The organism is Escherichia sp. E4385, assembly GCF_963883145.1.
In the GTDB taxonomy this organism is placed as follows: Bacteria; Pseudomonadota; Gammaproteobacteria; order Enterobacterales; family Enterobacteriaceae; genus Escherichia.
Genome location: NZ_CAWOOJ010000013.1, coordinates 418170 through 434912, shown reverse-complemented (window position 1 = coordinate 434912; position 16743 = coordinate 418170). Strand labels below are relative to the sequence as shown.

19 protein-coding genes and 3 tRNA genes are annotated in these 16743 nt (G+C 47.5%); 5 read left to right on the top strand and 17 right to left on the bottom strand.

Going from position 1 to position 16743, the window contains the following annotated elements; genetic code table 11:
• Positions 1-3 precede the first annotated feature (3 nt).
• The 4 genes from motB to flhD form a co-directional block, all read right to left on the bottom strand.
• Positions 4-930, bottom strand: a complete 927-nt coding sequence (gene motB, locus AACS80_RS14195; RefSeq protein ID WP_131161115.1) for a flagellar motor protein MotB — start codon at positions 928-930, stop codon at positions 4-6.
• Entirely contained in the window at positions 927-1814 is an 888-nt protein-coding gene (gene motA, locus AACS80_RS14190; RefSeq protein WP_130208527.1) for a flagellar motor stator protein MotA, read from the bottom strand. The genes motB and motA overlap by 4 nt, the downstream gene beginning before the upstream one ends.
• A gap of 125 nt (positions 1815-1939) precedes the next feature.
• A complete protein-coding gene (gene flhC, locus AACS80_RS14185) occupies positions 1940-2518 on the bottom strand; it encodes a flagellar transcriptional regulator FlhC (protein ID WP_064529301.1) in 579 nt (192 codons plus the stop codon).
• Positions 2519-2520: 2 nt separating this feature from the next.
• Entirely contained in the window at positions 2521-2871 is a 351-nt protein-coding gene (gene flhD / locus AACS80_RS14180) for a flagellar transcriptional regulator FlhD (RefSeq protein ID WP_130208529.1), read from the bottom strand.
• A gap of 780 nt (positions 2872-3651) precedes the next feature.
• On the opposite strand from flhD, the gene uspC reads away from it, so the two are divergent.
• Entirely contained in the window at positions 3652-4080 is a 429-nt protein-coding gene (uspC, locus tag AACS80_RS14175; protein WP_130208531.1) for a universal stress protein UspC, read from the top strand.
• Positions 4081-4086: 6 nt separating this feature from the next.
• Here the strand turns inward: uspC and otsA are convergent, their stop codons facing one another.
• From otsA to araF, 5 genes are all read right to left on the bottom strand, one after another.
• Positions 4087-5511, bottom strand: a complete 1425-nt coding sequence (gene otsA / locus AACS80_RS14170) for an alpha,alpha-trehalose-phosphate synthase (protein WP_135410090.1) — start codon at positions 5509-5511, stop codon at positions 4087-4089.
• A complete protein-coding gene (otsB, locus tag AACS80_RS14165) occupies positions 5486-6289 on the bottom strand; it encodes a trehalose-phosphatase (RefSeq protein WP_135410091.1) in 804 nt (267 codons plus the stop codon). Before otsB ends, otsA begins: the two co-directional genes overlap by 26 nt.
• 162 nt (positions 6290-6451) lie before the next feature.
• The gene (araH, locus tag AACS80_RS14160) at positions 6452-7438 is read right to left on the bottom strand and encodes an arabinose ABC transporter permease AraH (RefSeq protein WP_130208537.1); all 987 of its coding nucleotides are present in this window, start codon (positions 7436-7438) and stop codon (positions 6452-6454) included.
• A gap of 14 nt (positions 7439-7452) precedes the next feature.
• Positions 7453-8967, bottom strand: a complete 1515-nt coding sequence (gene araG / locus AACS80_RS14155; RefSeq protein WP_130259923.1) for an arabinose ABC transporter ATP-binding protein AraG — start codon at positions 8965-8967, stop codon at positions 7453-7455.
• Between the two features lie 70 nt (positions 8968-9037).
• Positions 9038-10027, bottom strand: coding sequence for an arabinose ABC transporter substrate-binding protein AraF (gene araF, locus AACS80_RS14150; protein WP_130208541.1), 990 nt, complete (start codon positions 10025-10027; stop codon positions 9038-9040).
• A 791-nt stretch (positions 10028-10818) separates the two neighbouring features.
• On the opposite strand from araF, the gene AACS80_RS14145 reads away from it, so the two are divergent.
• Positions 10819-11322: a non-heme ferritin-like protein gene (locus AACS80_RS14145; protein ID WP_130208543.1), complete on the top strand. Its 504-nt coding sequence runs from the start codon at positions 10819-10821 to the stop codon at positions 11320-11322.
• An 82-nt stretch (positions 11323-11404) separates the two neighbouring features.
• Here the strand turns inward: AACS80_RS14145 and yecJ are convergent, their stop codons facing one another.
• Positions 11405-11656, bottom strand: a complete 252-nt coding sequence (gene yecJ / locus AACS80_RS14140) for a DUF2766 family protein YecJ (RefSeq protein WP_064529310.1) — start codon at positions 11654-11656, stop codon at positions 11405-11407.
• A gap of 115 nt (positions 11657-11771) precedes the next feature.
• Entirely contained in the window at positions 11772-11858 is an 87-nt protein-coding gene (gene azuC, locus AACS80_RS14135) for a stress response protein AzuC (RefSeq protein ID WP_010723106.1), read from the bottom strand.
• Positions 11859-12111: 253 nt separating this feature from the next.
• Between azuC and yecR the strand changes: the two genes are divergently transcribed.
• Together yecR and ftnA are read left to right on the top strand one after the other, a co-directional pair.
• On the top strand, positions 12112-12435 hold the full coding sequence (gene yecR, locus AACS80_RS14130) for a YecR family lipoprotein (protein ID WP_135410093.1): 324 nt from the start codon (positions 12112-12114) through the stop codon (positions 12433-12435).
• A 178-nt stretch (positions 12436-12613) separates the two neighbouring features.
• Positions 12614-13111, top strand: coding sequence for a non-heme ferritin (ftnA, locus tag AACS80_RS14125; protein WP_000917208.1), 498 nt, complete (start codon positions 12614-12616; stop codon positions 13109-13111).
• A 37-nt stretch (positions 13112-13148) separates the two neighbouring features.
• Here ftnA and AACS80_RS14120 read toward each other — a convergent pair whose 3' ends face one another.
• Positions 13149-13388, bottom strand: a complete 240-nt coding sequence (locus tag AACS80_RS14120; RefSeq protein WP_130208547.1) for a YecH family metal-binding protein — start codon at positions 13386-13388, stop codon at positions 13149-13151.
• A gap of 189 nt (positions 13389-13577) precedes the next feature.
• Here AACS80_RS14120 and tyrP point away from each other — a divergent pair, with 189 nt between their 5' ends.
• Positions 13578-14789 carry a tyrosine transporter TyrP gene (tyrP, locus tag AACS80_RS14115; protein WP_130208549.1) on the top strand — a complete coding sequence of 404 codons (1212 nt, stop codon included), beginning with the start codon at positions 13578-13580 and terminating at the stop codon, positions 14787-14789.
• 93 nt (positions 14790-14882) lie between these two features.
• Here the strand turns inward: tyrP and yecA are convergent, their stop codons facing one another.
• From yecA to pgsA, 5 genes are all read right to left on the bottom strand, one after another.
• The gene (gene yecA, locus AACS80_RS14110) at positions 14883-15548 is read right to left on the bottom strand and encodes a UPF0149 family protein YecA (protein WP_130208551.1); all 666 of its coding nucleotides are present in this window, start codon (positions 15546-15548) and stop codon (positions 14883-14885) included.
• A gap of 193 nt (positions 15549-15741) precedes the next feature.
• Positions 15742-15828, bottom strand: a tRNA-Leu gene (locus tag AACS80_RS14105).
• Between the two features lie 11 nt (positions 15829-15839).
• Positions 15840-15913: transfer RNA gene (locus tag AACS80_RS14100), tRNA-Cys, on the bottom strand.
• A 54-nt stretch (positions 15914-15967) separates the two neighbouring features.
• A tRNA-Gly gene (locus AACS80_RS14095) sits at positions 15968-16043 on the bottom strand.
• Between the two features lie 151 nt (positions 16044-16194).
• On the bottom strand, positions 16195-16743 hold the full coding sequence (gene pgsA, locus AACS80_RS14090) for a CDP-diacylglycerol--glycerol-3-phosphate 3-phosphatidyltransferase (RefSeq protein ID WP_001160187.1): 549 nt from the start codon (positions 16741-16743) through the stop codon (positions 16195-16197).

The window sequence follows — 16743 nt, the reverse complement described above, 5'->3', positions numbered from 1 at the left end:
CTGTCACCTCGATTCGGCTGATGGCATTGTGGAAACACTGACCTGCGGTGTTACCCCAGGTTTTTCCAGGACGCTTACCGGCTCATTCTGGCTTTCGGCGTTTTCATGCAAAATGGCCTGTTCGGCTTGTTTATTCAGTACCAACAGACTGATTCGACGATTAACGGCATCATCCGGGCCGCGATCGCTTAAGCGCATGGTCGCCGCCATGCCGACAACGCGTAAAATTTTGCCATCAGCCAGACTTCCCACCATTAGCTCACGGCGCGACGCATTGGCGCGTTCAGTGGAAAGCTCCCAGTTGCTGTAACCTTTCTCACCATTGGCGTAAGGGAAATCATCGGTATGACCGGAAAGGCTGATACGGTTAGGAATACCGTTCAGCACCGGCGCGATGGCGCGCAGAATGTCGCGCATATAGGGCTCGACATCAGCACTACCGGTTTTAAACATCGGGCGATTCTGGCTATCAATTATCTGGATACGTAAACCTTCCTGTACCAGATCGATTTTGAGATGTGGACGCATCGCCCGTAGTTTCGGGTCTGATTCAATAAGCTGGTCGAGATCGCCACGCAATTTCCGCAGCCGACTTTGCTCCATGCGTTTTTTAAGTTCTTCAATGTTCGGCTGCTTATTCACTTCTCCCTGGCTTTGGGTGAAATCATCACCGCCGCCGGGAATTGGGCTTTCACTATTAGAAATGCGATCTCCGCCCGTTACCGCTGTCGCCAGCGGCGTACGGAAGTATTCCGCAATCTGAATCAGCTCTTTTGGGCTGGAGATGGAGATAAGCCACATCACCAGAAAAAAAGCCATCATCGCGGTCATAAAGTCAGCATAAGCAATCTTCCACGAACCATGTGCTGCGCCGTGGGATTTCGCTTTGCGTCGTTTGACGACAATAATCGGATGCGCTTGATTCTTCATGCTTCCTCGGTTGTCGTCTGCTGCTGCGGATTTTTCACCGCGCGCACATGCTCTTCCAGTTCAACAAACGACGGACGTTCACTGGAATAGAGCGTTTTGCGACCAAATTCAACGGCGATAGGCGGCGCGTAACCGTTCAGATTAGAAAGCAGGGTGACTTTGACGCACTGCATCATTTTGCTGGTTTCGGCGCTTTTCTGGCGCAAAACACTCGCCAACGGGGAAATAAATCCGTAAGCCAATAAGATACCGAGGAAAGTCCCCACCATCGCATGTGCGATGAGCGCCCCCAACTCGGCGGCAGGACGATCGGCTGATCCTAGTGCGTGCACCACCCCCATTACAGCCGCAACAATACCAAACGCAGGAAGAGAGTCTCCGACCAACGCCAGGCTGTTCGCCGGGACTTCCGCTTCGTTTTCATGCGTTTCTATCTCTTCGTCCATCAGGGCTTCAATTTCGAAGGTATTCATGTGGCCGCTGATAATCAGGCGCAGATAATCGACGATAAAATCCAGCATAACGGCATCCGCGAGGATGCGCGGATAACTGGCGAAGATCTCGCTCTCTCGTGGATTTTCAATATCGCGTTCCAGTGAGAACATGCCCATTTGCCGCGATTTCGCCATCAGACGGTAAAGCAACGCCAGCAAATCCATATACATTGCTTTGGTATATTTAGAGCGACGAAACAACAATGGCAGCGCCTTAAGCGTACCTTTGATTGCTTTGCCATTATTGCCGACGATAAACGACCCAATGCCTGCACCGGCAATAATCACCAGTTCAGCGGGTTGATAGAGTGCTCCAAGGCTTCCACCGGTCATCAAATAACCGCCGAAAACTGTACCGAGAACAACCAGGTAACCTAATAAGATAAGCACGACATCATCCTTTCACTGTTGACCATGACAGGATGTTCAGTCGGCAGACGTTACCTTACGGCTGGAGAAAAATAAGCAGCGGCAATTAATTACCGCTGCTGGAGTGTTTCGCCACACCGTATGGGTTAAACAGCCTGTATTCTCTGTTCATCCAGCAGTTGAGGGATAATATCGGCAGGGTTCTGAGAAAGTTTACGTCTTTTTACGGCGCGTGATGGCGGTTGACATAAGCTGCAGGCAAAACTGCCGACAGGTTGATGAGCATGAGTGATAAAATTACCGCCGCAGCAGTTGCAGCTGGAAAGTTGCAGTAAATCGCTTTCGACAAATCGCACCAGAGTCCAGGCGCGGGTTAGCGCCAGCAGTGGTCCGTTTTCGGCTTGTGGGCACTGTTCAAGGTATAAACGATAGGCTTTGATTACCGCATCGACGCCATTACATAACCCGGTTTTCAGTAAAAACTGCCATGCATTACAGAACATCGACGCATGGACATTTTGTTCCCAGGTCATAAACCAGTCGGTAGAGAACGGCAACATCCCTTTCGGCGGCGGGCTTCCGCGCAGCTCTTTATAGAGCTTGATCAGGCGTCCGCGACTTAATTGTGTTTCACTTTCCAGCATCTGCAAACGAGCGCCCAGGGTTATCAACTCCATGGCGAGTTGGATATCACGGGCTTCCTGAACAATGCTTTTTTCACTCATGATCAGGCCCTTTTCTTACGTTGTGCTTCTTCGGGCTGATTAACATCATTCAATAAACGCGTGGAGAGCATAATGCCGGTATGAATTTGCTGGAGATCGTCAACACGGGAATCCTGCGTCAGTTGGTTAATAGTCTGGTGGCTGTCAAAGCGGAATTGACAAATCAGTTGATTGGTTTCGGCCAGTTTAACCATTTGCGGAAGAGTCAGCGTCGCCAGCGTTGTAGCCATTTCTTCATTAATACCGAGACGAAACATGGCGGACGCTTTGTCCTGAACGATCAGACGCTGTGCAAGAAGTAAATATGACAAGTTAATGTCATAAATATGTTTCAGCAACTCGGAGGTATGCATTATTCCCACCCAGAATAACTAACTTTATTTTTTATGCGGTATCACCGCATCCCGTGATGTCGCCGGGAAATCCCGGTAAAAAGTAAATAAAAATGGAATAGTAGCGATCAACGAAAAAACACACAGACATCATAAGAGGTGAAACACATCTTACACAGAGTGATGCTTTTTACACTTATCTAAGATTTTTCCTAATTCGACGCAACTGTACTCGTCACCACTCATACATACAACGGAGCGGAGCTGCGATTTTCGACAATGTGTGACACGGATCACACAAAACACTCAATTACTTAACATTGATGTATAAGTCATACTTTTGTTTTGCGTATATTTCATTCTGTTAAAAAGTTTTTCAGCTTATCTGCCAGCAAAAATGATGTGGCGGGATAAAATTGAGATGTTGCGCGCTGTTAATATAAATCACCGTGAATAACCATATCCCGGATATGGGATAAATATCTATGATCTCTGTAAATCATTAAAAAAACAGCCAATTAAATAATAATATGCCATTTAAAAAAAATTAAGCCTGCCAACAATACCAATGTTAAAAATATGTTTTATTAATATTAACCATTTGTTTAGTGAGAGAAATCAATTTCTCCACTTCCTCATCATCACCCGCATGACTACATAGTAACACTACGATATTGATTAATTATTTTTATTAATGATCATGCTAATATTTGCATTTTTGACCAAGTTGTTATTGCATCTATAGCTCATTCAGGGTAAAGCTGTGATCTCACCTGAAGTTCATAGAATAAGGAGCAGGTTATGAGTTACGCCAATATTCTTGTTGCCGTTGCTGTCTCACCGGAAAGCCAGCAACTGTTAGCAAAAGCGGTATCTATCGCCCGTCCCGTTAATGGGCGTATCAGTTTAATCACCCTCGCTTCCGATCCAGAAATGTACAATCAATTAGCCGCGCCGATGCTTGAGGATTTACGCAGTGTGATGCATGAAGAAACACAAAACTTTCTGGACAAATTAATTCAGGATGCTGGATATCCCGTTGAAGAAAAGTTTATAGCTTACGGAGAGTTGAGCGAACATATTCTGGCGGTATGCCGTAAACATAAATTCGATTTGGTGATTTGCGGTAATCATAATCACAGTTTCTTTTCGCGAGCATCCTGCTCTGCGAAAAGTGTGATTGCCTCAAGTGAGGTTGATGTGCTGTTGGTTCCGCTTAAGGGAGATTAAGCGCAATTACGCCAGCTTTGGAAAGGTCGCAACTTTATCGCGCTGCTGGCTTTCCGCGCTGCGCGGAACTATCAGCTTTAGGTCGCTAATAAAGCACTCCTGCCAGTGGTTAATATCGTTTTTCACGATAATTTCCAACATTTCTGCATGACGGGAAATACGTTCTGCCAGCGACATAGTCAATGCCCGATTCAACGCCGCCGCGACTTCATCACGATCGTATGGGTTAACGATTAACGCTGACGTCAGTTCATTCGCCGCCCCCGCAAATTGTGAAAGTACCAGTACGCCGGGATTGGCAGGATCCTGGGCGGCGACATATTCTTTCGCCACCAGATTCATCCCGTCACGCAGCGGCGTCACTAATCCGACATCGGAATAGCGGAAGATTTTCATCAGTAATTTACGGTCGAAATGCTGGTTCAGATAATAAAGCGGCGTCCAGCCTAATTGCCCATATTTTCCGTTAATTCTCCCGGCTTCATTTTCCAGCTGATGACGAATATCCTGATACGCCTGCACATCACCACGCGAGGTTGGCGCTATCTGGGTATAACGTATTTTGCCATGATGTTGCGGATATTTTTCCAGCAAGGCTTCATAGGCGAGAAAACGCTCAGGCAGACCTTTGGAATAATCCAGTCGTTCGACAGAAAAGATATTTTGTACGCTTTTCAGCTCCGCTTTTAATTGCGCCAGTTTGGGCGGCAGCGGTCCGGCAGCCTGTTTGGCTATTTCATCCGGTTCAATACCAATAGGGTAAACTTCGGTGCGAAATGCCTTGCCCCAGGCCGTATGATTGCGCGAACTACGCGTCGTGACGCGCGTCAGGTTGGAAAGGCAATCCAGAAACGCCAAGCGATCGTTTTCTGTCTGAAACCCCAGCAAATCATAATCACAAAGCTGTTCAAGCAACGTGTTAGAAGTCGGCAGCGCGTTGAAAATTTCCGGCGTCGGGAAAGGAATATGCAGGAAGAAACCAATACGATTATTCACGCCACGTTTGCGGAGTTCATGCGCAAATGGCAACAGGTGATAATCGTGGATCCAAATAATGTCATCGTCTTCCAGCAACGGCAGTAATTTATCTGCCAGCAATGCATTCACGCGTAAATAGCCTTCCCAGGCGGAACGCTGAAATTGCACCAGATCGAGTCGATAATGAAATGCGGGCCAGAGAACAGCATTGGAGAATTGGTTGTAGTATTCGTCGAGATCCTTTTCACTGAGGTTAAAAGAGGCCCTGGTGATATTTCCTTTTTTCACCTTTTTTAGCGGCTGATCCTCATTCCCTGTTTCGCCACTCCAGCCAAACCACAGTCCACCTGCGGCTTTCAGCGCCCCCAGTATACCGACAGCAAGGCCACCGGCACTGGCGGCGTGCTCGTCTGGTGGTGCAATCCGGTTAGATACTACGACTAAACGGCTCATAGTCATCACTCCTGTTATTGTCTCTTTTTAGTTGTTGTAATGCGTTGGTTATCATTTCAAGCCAGCGCCAGACATCCGGCACGCCCGCCAGCCGCCATGATGCCTGAGTTGCGCCTGTGCCAATTTTCACTGACATTCCGCCCAGCCTGTTAACGACCGAGAAGCCAGATTCATCGGTTAAGTCATCGCCTAAAAAAATAGGCTTGCGGCCAATAAAGGGAACTTCCTGCATAAATGCGGCAATCGCGTCCCCTTTGCTGGTACCTCTCGGTTTTATCTCAACGACACACTTTCCCTGTTGTAACGCCATTTGCGGCCAAATCTGGGTAATGCGCTGCGCTAATGTCAATAAGGCGTCCTCATGCTGCGGTGCCTGACGATAATGCAGCGCAAACGCCATCCCTTTAGCCTCAATCTCCACACCGGGAAGCCTGGCGATAGCCGTATGCAGTTGAACGCTAATATCCCGGGCAATCGCTTCCGGCAAATGAACAATATGCGTTTTACCATTGATGTCACGGCGCTCCGCCCCATGCACACCCGCTAACGGAAAGCGATAAAGTTTCGCCAGTGCGTCAAGCTCTACCATTGAGCGCCCTGATATCAATGCCAATGCACCATCACTTGCGGTTGCCAGCAGCTGGAGTCCTTGCAGAATATTTTCAGGTACGACGACCTGATCGGGATGCGGTTTGATTTCCGCCAGCGTTCCATCGAGATCAAAAAACCAGGCATAATTCGCGGATAGTTCAGGGGGTTCGGTTAACGGTTCTGTCACCCGGTACTCCTCCTTATCTTTTTATTGTTCGCGCAGAACGCGCTTTACAGACATGTAAGTATAGACAGTGTGACGAGGCTCGCCATTGGCAAAAAGAACAGCCAACCGTTGTGGCGGTTGGCTGTGGAGGATTTTGGAACTAAATAATGTTCAGATGAAGCATTAAACAGTGCGTTTCGCTTTTTGCTTATAACGGTCGAAGATCACCGCAGCCAGCAGGATTAAGCCACGAACAACATACTGTGCAAACGGAGAAATATTAAGCAGGTTCATGGCGTTTTCCACGGTGCCTAAAATTAAGATACCCGCCACTACATATGAGATTTTTCCGATGCCGCCTTTCAGAGAAACGCCACCTAAAACGCAGGCAGAGATAACAATCAACTCATAACCAATAGACGTCATTGGCTGGCCGCTGGTCATACGAGAAGCCAGAATGATCCCGGCAATCGCCGATACGAGACCAGAGAGAACGAAGATAATAATTTTGGTACGGACTACCGGTACACCCGCGAGGCGTGCCGCCTCTTCGTTACCGCCAATTGCCAATGTATTACGACCAAAAGTGGTTTTGTTCAACAGCAAACCAAAGACGACCAGGCAAGCCACAGTGAGCCAGATTGGCGCAGGCAGGCCGAACCAGTTGGCATAACCGAGTGCAAAGAAGCTTTCATCTTCGATGCCCACCGCTTTACCGTCAGAGATAATATACGCCAGACCACGGACAATCTGCATCGTCGCCAGCGTGGTAATCAGGGCGTTGATTTTCAATTTAGCGATAACAAAACCATTCACCAGGCCGCAGAGAACGCCCAGCAGTAAACCTGCCGCCACGCCAATCCACAAACTTTCGGTCAGGTTAATAACCACCGCAGTGGTTACGCCTGCGCAGGCAATCACCGAGGCGACAGAAAGGTCAAAGTCACCTGAGGCCAGGCAAAACAACATACCGCAAGCCACCATCCCCGACATGGAGATTGCCAGTCCCAGCCCTTTCATATTAATAAAGGTGGCAAAGTTCGGCACGAAGATGGCACAGGCGATAAAAAGCACTGCGAACACCACCAGCATACCGTACTGATCCCAGATACGCCCGAGGCTGAATGACGACTTAGGTGCGCCAGAACCCGATGTAGAAACAGAAGACATCTTATTCTCCTTACTCAGGCAACTGCCTGGCTGACTTTAGGCATAGCAAGGCTTAGTGCCTGACGCTCATCTGCCTGCTCGTGTAGCAATTCACCGGCGATTTCACCTTCCCGCATAACTACGATCCGGTCGGCGACACCAAGGACTTCGGGCAGGTCACTGGAGGCAAACAGTACCGCCACGCCCTGCGCGGCCAGCGCATAAATCACGTTATAAATTTCATGTTTAGCCCCCACATCGATGCCGCGCGTAGGTTCATCAAGCAAAATGACTTTCATCTCTTCGGATAACCAACGCCCCAAAATGGCTTTTTGCTGATTACCGCCGGAAAGATTCATGATCAATTGCTCTGCACCTGGCGTTTTGATGTTGAGAGAACGAATGTGGTGATCGGCATTATTGGCTTCCCAGCCGTTGTTGATCACGCAACCGCCGTGCACATGTTTGCGACGAGCGCTGATGTTGATATTGTCGCGCACCGAATGCACTGGAATAATGCCCTCCGCTTTGCGATCTTCCGGGCAGAGCATCATGCCAGCGGCAATGGCGTGGCCCGGTTTACGGATATCGATCGGCTGTTGGTCGATATAAACCTGCCCAGCGGTAATTTGCGTACCGCCAAACATGCCTTTCATTAATTCGCTGCGCCCTGCCCCCACCAGACCAAACAGGCCGACGATTTCGCCACTGCGAACAGCCAGGCTTATTGGCGTACGCACACCTGGCGCCTTTACCGCATCCAGACGCAAGCGCTCCTCGCCATAGTTGCGCGGTTGCCAGCCGTAGATATCGCCGATGTCGCGACCAACCATTGCCTGTACCAGCGAGTCATGATCTACCTGCTGCATGTCGGTAAAGGTTTTGACGTAACGACCATCTTTAAAAACAGTGATGGCATCGCTGAGCGCAAAAATTTCTTCCATACGGTGAGAAACGTATAAGATCACCCGCCCCTCTTTTCGCAGTTCACGAATGACGCGAAACAGATTGTCTATTTCACGCGCGGATAAGGAGCTGGTTGGTTCATCAAAAGCGATAATTTTGGCGTTACGTGCCAGAGCTTTGGCAATTTCAACCATCTGCCATTGCCCGATGGAGAGATATTTCAGCGGCGTATCCGGGTCAATATCCATACCCAGATGTTTGAGCTGTATCCCAGCTTCATAATTCAGCAGTGAACGATTCACGATGCCGCCTTTATGAGGAAGCTGGCCGAGATAGATGTTTTCCGCGACGGTCATTTCCGGCACGAGATGCAGTTCCTGGTAAATAATCGCGACACCCGCATTCAGTGCTGCGGTGGTATCGGAAAAGGACATTTCCTGCCCATTAATCACTACAGAACCCGTGGTTGGCGCATAGTTTCCACTAAGGATTTTTAAAAGTGTTGATTTTCCGGCGCCATTTTCACCCATCAATGCATGAACCTGACCGGCATAACAGTCAAAACTGATATCCGTAAGCGCCTTGACGCCTGGAAAGGTTTTACCAATGCCGCGAAATGAGAGATACGGGGTAGACTGTTGCATAACGTCTCCGTGAATCACTGGTCGTTTTACACCCCCTCTGCATCACGCAGAGGGGAATTTTTCCGGCAGATTACTTACCGCCTAAACCTTTTTTCTCCAGTTCTTCTTTAAAGTTGTCACGCGTGATCAGCACCACGTCGGTAACTTCAGTGAATTTTGGCGGTTCAACGTCTTTTGCTACCCAGTTGTAAAGCATTTCGCTGGATTTATAGCCATGAACGTCCGGGCTTGGCAGCAGTGAACCATAGAAACCCGTAGCCTGTGCCTTTGACAGTTCACTCACCGCATCCACACCGTTAATACCGATACCGATAATATCTGCGGCTTTAAAGCCCTGACCTTCCGTCGCGCGTACGCCACCCAGCACGGTGCTGTCGTTCATACCGACGATCAACCAGTGTTTAACTTCAGGATGCTGAACCAGCATAGAGTTGGCGGCGTCAAACGCCCCTGGAATGTCGTTAGATTTGGTAGGAACTTGATAAATTTGTTTTTCCGGGAATCCGGCGGCTTTCAGCGCATCCATAGAACCGGTGGTACGACGACGGGCGGTATCCAGTTCGTTGGCAGTAATCGCCATTACGGCGCTTTCTTTCACATCCCAGCCACGTTTCTGCATCTCTTTATACAGTTCCTGGCCCTGACGTTCGCCAATTTTCGTCGCCGCCATCATCACCAATGGAACGGTATCAACCGGCTTACCTTTGGCATTAACAAACTGATCATCCACGGCAATAACTTTCATATCGTAGCCACGCGCTTTCGCCACGATGGCTGCACCCAGTTTCGGGTCCGGAGTACAGATAACAAAACCTTTCGCGCCACTGGCTGCCAGGCTATCAATAGCGTTCAGTGTTTTTTCGCCATCAGGTACGGCTATCTTAATAACTTCAAAGCCTAAATCTTTCCCGGCTTTATCGGCAAACTTCCATTCAGTCTGAAACCACGGTTCTTCTGGTTGCTTCACCAGGAAACCGAGTTTCAAATTTTCCGCCATAGCGGATTGTGACATAACGGCAGCCAGACCGATGGCTGCAAGAGCTTTAGTAAATTTGTGCATGGTTATCTCCAGCTTTAGCATCATTTTGTGTAGGGCAAAACCTAAGAACTTTCGTTAATTCAATCGGAAAACAAAGCATTACCTTTGGCGAAAAGATAAGTGACTGTGTTGGCATAGTTTTAGCGAGAAATTAATTCTCCATAGGAGAGCAATATCACACCGCAGAATTACAGTGAGAACGTGCATGAATTTAGCAATAAAAGACATACGGAAGACGTAAATTGTATGACAAATGAGAAATGACTTAGCAGATTAGTCCATAAGATTAGCCTGGAAATCCTTGTGGCATCATTTGATAGCTCTGGCGTGTCTTCTTTTTAATCTAATTTGCTCGGGCAAGAAGCTGCTCATTACAGCTGAATGGTGAATGATGTAAGAAGAATAAAAATTCCAGACAAAATTCCTTTCGCTGTTAATTATCACCACCTTCATTAATGAAGGATAAATCCATAATGCGAGCATCATCGCAAAACTGAAAAAATACCTAAAAATATAAGAACAGCATCATGAAATTGATAAATTCATTTAATATCAATAACATCCATAAATTCACAACATTGAGAGTTATTGCAAATCAATAACTCTAATCAATGAAATGTAAAAAAATATAAACTTGGTGATTTAAGGATTTTCTTATAATGCTTCAGACGTTATGCTTATTTCAGATCATCGTCAGAATTGACTCCAGGATCACATTTCGGACCCGCAGAAAGGAATTATTCTGCAAACAGTAATTACGGTGTTTTGATTTATCTTGCACCTCTCGTCTTCTGGATATAAGGATATTAGGTATGGCAACCACTGGAATGCTTCTCAAACTCAACACTCAAATGAACCGCGAGTTTTATGCATCCAATCTCTACCTCCACCTGAGCAACTGGTGTTCTGAACAAAGTCTGAATGGCACCGCGACTTTTCTTCGCTCCCAGGCACAAAGTAACGTGACTCAAATGATGCGCATGTTTAACTTCATGAAAAGCGTCGGAGCGACGCCCATCGTTAAAGCCATTGATGTACCTGGCGAAAAACTGAACTCTCTGGAAGAACTCTTCCAAAAAACGTTGGAAGAATATGAGCAGCGTTCAAGCACGCTGGCGCAATTAGCAAATGAAGCTAAAGAATTGAATGATGATTCTACTGTCGATTTTCTGCGCGATCTGGAAAAAGAACAGCAGCACGATGGTCTCTTACTGCAAACCATTCTTGATGAAGTGCGCAGTGCGAAACTGGCCGGTATGTGCCCTGTCCAGACCGACCAGCATGTTCTGAATGTCGTGTCGCATCAGATACATTAATAAAATCGGCGCATGAAAAGATGCGCCGAATACACAAAAAGTGGTGAAAACCGCTGCCTCACATCGCTGAGGCGGCGGTTTTTTAATGGGATTCGTTTTGTGGGGTAAACTTTAGCTCAATCAACGCGATGGCTTTTTGAATAGCACGCATAGTGACTGGGTCAGCAGCAGCCGGATGGTGGGTAAAATCAATATTCTTCAGCTGGCTGGACATTTTTTCACGAACCTCAACAGGCGCGATCACATCGAGCACGTCGAGAATTTGTTTGATCACCAACTGGCAAGCAACAACATCAGAAACCAGTTCCTGATCGGCATTCAGCGGCTGGGACATCCTAAACTCCTGATAGCATTTTGAAAGCCGTTATAGTAGCGGCTTCCCTTCCTCAACGATAGTCACATCAGCCCGCATCAGGGTATAAAAAAACCTGCCGGAGCAGGTTTTTTTATTATCTGAACATATTGCCTGGCGGTACGTCTTTGAACGTCTTGCAATAATTATTGAACATGCTTTTCAGGATCTTACGCAGTTTCATCGCGCCACTCCGATTATTTGTTATGCAGGTGTTATTGTTCTTGCTGCTTATAATATGACATCCATCACAAAAATCAATCTTTATGTGATGCAAATCACATAAATACCCCTTTAATGTTACGCAAATGATAACCACAAGATATGTGCGTTCTGCAGAAAGCAAGGAATAGCGCTAATCCGTCGTCTTTTCTGTCCATAACCTGGCTGTGTCCACAAGTACAATACCTGTTTCTTCTCCCTCTTCAGGCTGTGACATGAAACATCTGATAATTGTTTTTTCACTTTTAACAGTAGCGGGCTGTACCGTAACTCGTCAGGCTCACCTCAGCGATGTTGACGCCACGAGTGGCATTGTCCGCCTCGTTTATAATCAGGCTTTTTTACAACACACCCGCACTGACAACTATCTCGATCAGGGAATCGCGAACCGCGCATGTCAGCAGGTTGGATTTACCCGCGCCTTTGCGTTTGGGCAACCTGTAAGTAACTGTAGTTTGTTTGCAGGATCATTATGTCTGAATACGCAATTTACACTGTCGTATCAGTGCCGATACTTAACCCCCTCGGCTTATCAATAAAGATTTTAATCAGCGAGGGAGGCTTCGCTGGTTAATTACCATCTCAAATAGTGTTAATGCGTTTTATTCACATTCGCATTTTTAATAATTGAATTTAATATTTTACCTTTTGCAAATAATAAAATAACAAATTATAGTGGCGCCACAGCAACAAATATAACCTTTGTGGAGCACTATCATGCTGAAACCAGAAATGATTGAAAAACTTAATGAGCAGATGAACCTGGAACTCTACTCTTCACTGCTTTATCAGCAAATGAGCGCATGGTGCAGCTATCACACCTTCGAAGGTGCTGCCGCGTTTCTGCGTCGCCACGCCCAGGAAGAGATGACGCATATGCAGCGTCTGTTTGATTACCTGACCGATACCGGAAATTTACCGCGAATTAATACCGTTGAATCACCGTTTGCTGAATATTCTTCACTTGATGAATTATTCCAGGAAACCTATAAACACGAACAATTAATTACGCAAAAAATTAACGAACTCGCTCACGCTGCCATGACTAATCAGGACTACCCAACGTTCAATTTCCTGCAATGGTATGTGTCTGAGCAACACGAAGAAGAGAAGTTGTTCAAATCTATTATTGATAAATTGAGCCTGGCGGGGAAAAGCGGCGAAGGACTTTATTTCATCGATAAAGAACTCTCTACCCTCGACACACAAAACTAATCTTCTCTGGCGGCAGATTTTCTGCCGCCGTTTCAGATCAGTGACGACAAATCTTACTTTTATCGGTTGAGAACCCTTCTTCGCAGGGAATAAATTTGCCTTTTTCCGCCAGAAAAGCCACCAACTCTCCCGCTGTCATCCCTTCAGCCGAGCAAGTATGAAAACGTGTCTGATCACCAAAACGCGCTTTGATCGCCGCTTCCAGGCTGGCGTGCGTATATTGCTCACCTGATTCAATCATCATATTTAACACTTCATGACCGTGAATAGATTCCATCGTTCCTCCTCAAAAAAAGCATAGCGTAACGATCCCTGCGCTTTATGGCTTTGCGCCAGCTCAGTTCTGAATGCATTTATCGTACATTTTTGTTTACACTGTATGTAACGTCGATTTGACGAAGTATAGATAATACCTTAACCTGCGCCGCAGATATCACTCATAAAGATCGTCAGGACAGAAGAAAGCGTGAAAAACAGAACTCTGGGAAGTGTTTTTATCGTGGCGGGAACCACAATTGGCGCAGGTATGCTGGCAATGCCGCTGGCAGCGGCTGGCGTCGGTTTTACCGTCACTCTGACATTGTTAATCGGCTTGTGGGCCTTGATGTGTTACACCGCGCTGTTACTGCTGGAAGTGTATCAGCATGTCCCTGCAGATACCGGCTTAGGCACACTGGCAAAACGCTATCTGGGCCGCTACGGTCAGTGGCTGACCGGCTTCAGTATGATGTTTTTAATGTATGCCCTGACCGCAGCATATATCAGCGGTGCCGGTGAATTACTTGCCTCCAGCATCAGCGACTGGACAGGCATTTCAATGACCACAACCGCTGGCGTGCTGTTGTTTACTTTTGTTGCCGGTGGTGTGGTTTGTGTTGGGACGTCGCTGGTCGATTTGTTTAACCGTTTTTTGTTCAGCGCCAAGATTATTTTCCTGGTACTAATGCTGGTATTGCTGCTACCACATATTCATAAAATCAATCTGCTAACGCTGCCACTGCAACAGGGTCTGGCATTGTCTGCAATTCCGGTGATTTTTACCTCGTTTGGTTTTCACGGTAGCGTACCGAGCATCGTCAGCTATATGGATGGCAACATTCGTAAATTGCGCTGGGTGTTTATTACCGGTAGCGCGATCCCTCTGGTGGCATATATTTTCTGGCAACTGGCGACACTGGGCAGTATTGATTCAACAACCTTTATGGGACTGCTGGCGAATCATGCTGGATTAAATGGGCTGTTACAGGCATTACGCGAAGTGGTGGCCTCGCCGCATGTCGAGTTGGCAGTGCATTTATTCGCTGATTTAGCCCTCGCCACATCTTTCCTGGGCGTAGCGTTAGGCTTATTTGATTATCTGGCGGATTTGTTTCAGCGTTCCAATACCGTTGGTGGAAGACTGCAAACCGGTGTAATTACCTTTCTGCCGCCACTGGCGTTCGCGCTGTTTTATCCACGTGGTTTTGTAATGGCGCTCGGGTATGCTGGCGTAGCGCTGGCAGTATTAGCGTTGATAATTCCTTCACTGCTGACCTGGCAGAGCAGGAAGCATAATCCACAAGCAAGCTATCGGGTGAAAGGTGGACGTCCCGCACTGGTGTTGGTGTTTATCTGTGGCATTGGCGTGATTGGCGTGCAATTTTTGATTGCGGCAGGATTGTTGCCAGAAGTGGGATAAATGCTTTGCCGTGTATATGGACATAGTCCAGATTTTTGTCCGCATCCTTAAAACATGGGTGCCAGAGTTAATTCTGACACCCAATATAGCCTCTTAATGCAGGCAGCACTGCTTATATTTCTTGCCACTACCACATGGGCAAGGGTCGTTACGACCAGGTTTTTCTTCAGCTTTAATCGGTTGCTGAACAGCTTTTTCCTGAGGATGCGTCATCCAGTAAGCATGCAAATCAAGCGCCGCCAGTCGAATGGCATCCACGCTTTCTTCAAACGCTTCTGGCGACATCTTCTCTACGCGCTCGAAGTTTTCCTCAGTACCGTGCAACGCAATCGCTTCAAGCGCTGGTTTTAATGAGTCAGGCAATGCTGACCAGTCAGAAAGCGCAACGCCACGCATATAGCCAAAGCACCACTCTTCGACAATCGTCAGCTCGCTACCGTCAACTTCTCGCAGACCAAATAACGGTTCAAACTGTTCAGGAAACTCGTTGAGGCGCTCTGCAGTATCGGCCATATGTTGAAACGCCAGGTTCATAAAGCGCGTCATCTCTTTCTCTGACGCCCAGCGCGGCACATAATCCGCCCCACCCCACACAGCAACCAGCCACTGTTCTGGTTCAATTTCTTGCGGAGAACTCAACACCGCCGTCAACAAACCGTCCAGCTCTGCCACATCAAGGATGGCGTGGTCAGTGTTGTATTTGGTCAAGATATCATCCAGCCATTCCAACTCACTTTCGTTTAACGGTCCAGTTTTCATACGCTTTTCCTTGTGGATCTCGACTCGCCAGCACCTATCTTACATGTCGGTCTGGCATAGAGATACTTTTCGAGTGGATTACCCGGAGATTAAAAATCAGAGAGGGTGTAACGACAAGTTGCACATACAAAAAAACCACCCGAAGGTGGTTTCACGACACTGCTTATTGCTTTGATTATTCTTATCTTTCCCATGGTACCCGGAGCGGGACTTGAACCCGCACAGCGCGAACGCCGAGGGATTTTAAATCCCTTGTGTCTACCGATTCCACCATCCGGGCTCGGGAAAAATTGGAGGCGCGTTCCGGAGTCGAACCGGACTAGACGGATTTGCAATCCGCTACATAACCGCTTTGTTAACGCGCCAAATTCCTCAGGCTTTTAAGCCAGACACCCGCTTAATGCCGATGTCGTTTAAACTGGAGCGGGAAACGAGACTCGAACTCGCGACCCCGACCTTGGCAAGGTCGTGCTCTACCAACTGAGCTATTCCCGCAATCATCAAGCAATCAGCTAATCACTTGATTTTATTATCGTCTGGCAATCAGTGCCGCCGTTCGATGCGTTGCATTCTACTTACCTGACGCGTTGAGTCAACGATATTTTTCATCACTTTTGATCGTTTGCTGAAATTTGCGTCGAAACGATCACTGATCAAGCAAATCTGCGCGAGCAGCGCTCAAATATTGCAACATTGACCAGAGTGTCAGCACCGCAGCCACAAAGAAAAGGGCAATACCGGCGTACTCAACCCAAATATTCGGGCGCCACAGCAACCAAGCCAGCGCGACCATCTGGGCAGTCGTTTTGACTTTACCAATCCAGGATACGGCCACACTGCTACGTTTACCGAGTTCAGCCATCCATTCACGCAGAGCAGAAATGATAATTTCACGGGCAATCATCGTTGCCGCCGGTAAGGTCACCCACCAGCTATGATAATGCTCGGTTACCAGCACCATGGCGATGGCGACAAGCACTTTGTCTGCTACTGGATCAAGGAAGGCGCCAAAACGGGTACTCTGGTTCCAGCGACGCGCCAGAAAACCATCGAACCAGTCAGTCACCGCCGCGACGCAGAAAATGAGCGCGGCAGCAAACGGCGACCAGGTAACAGGTAGATAAAAAACCAATACAAAGAATGGGATAAGGATGACACGGAACAGTGTGAGCAACGTAGGGATATTAAATTGCAT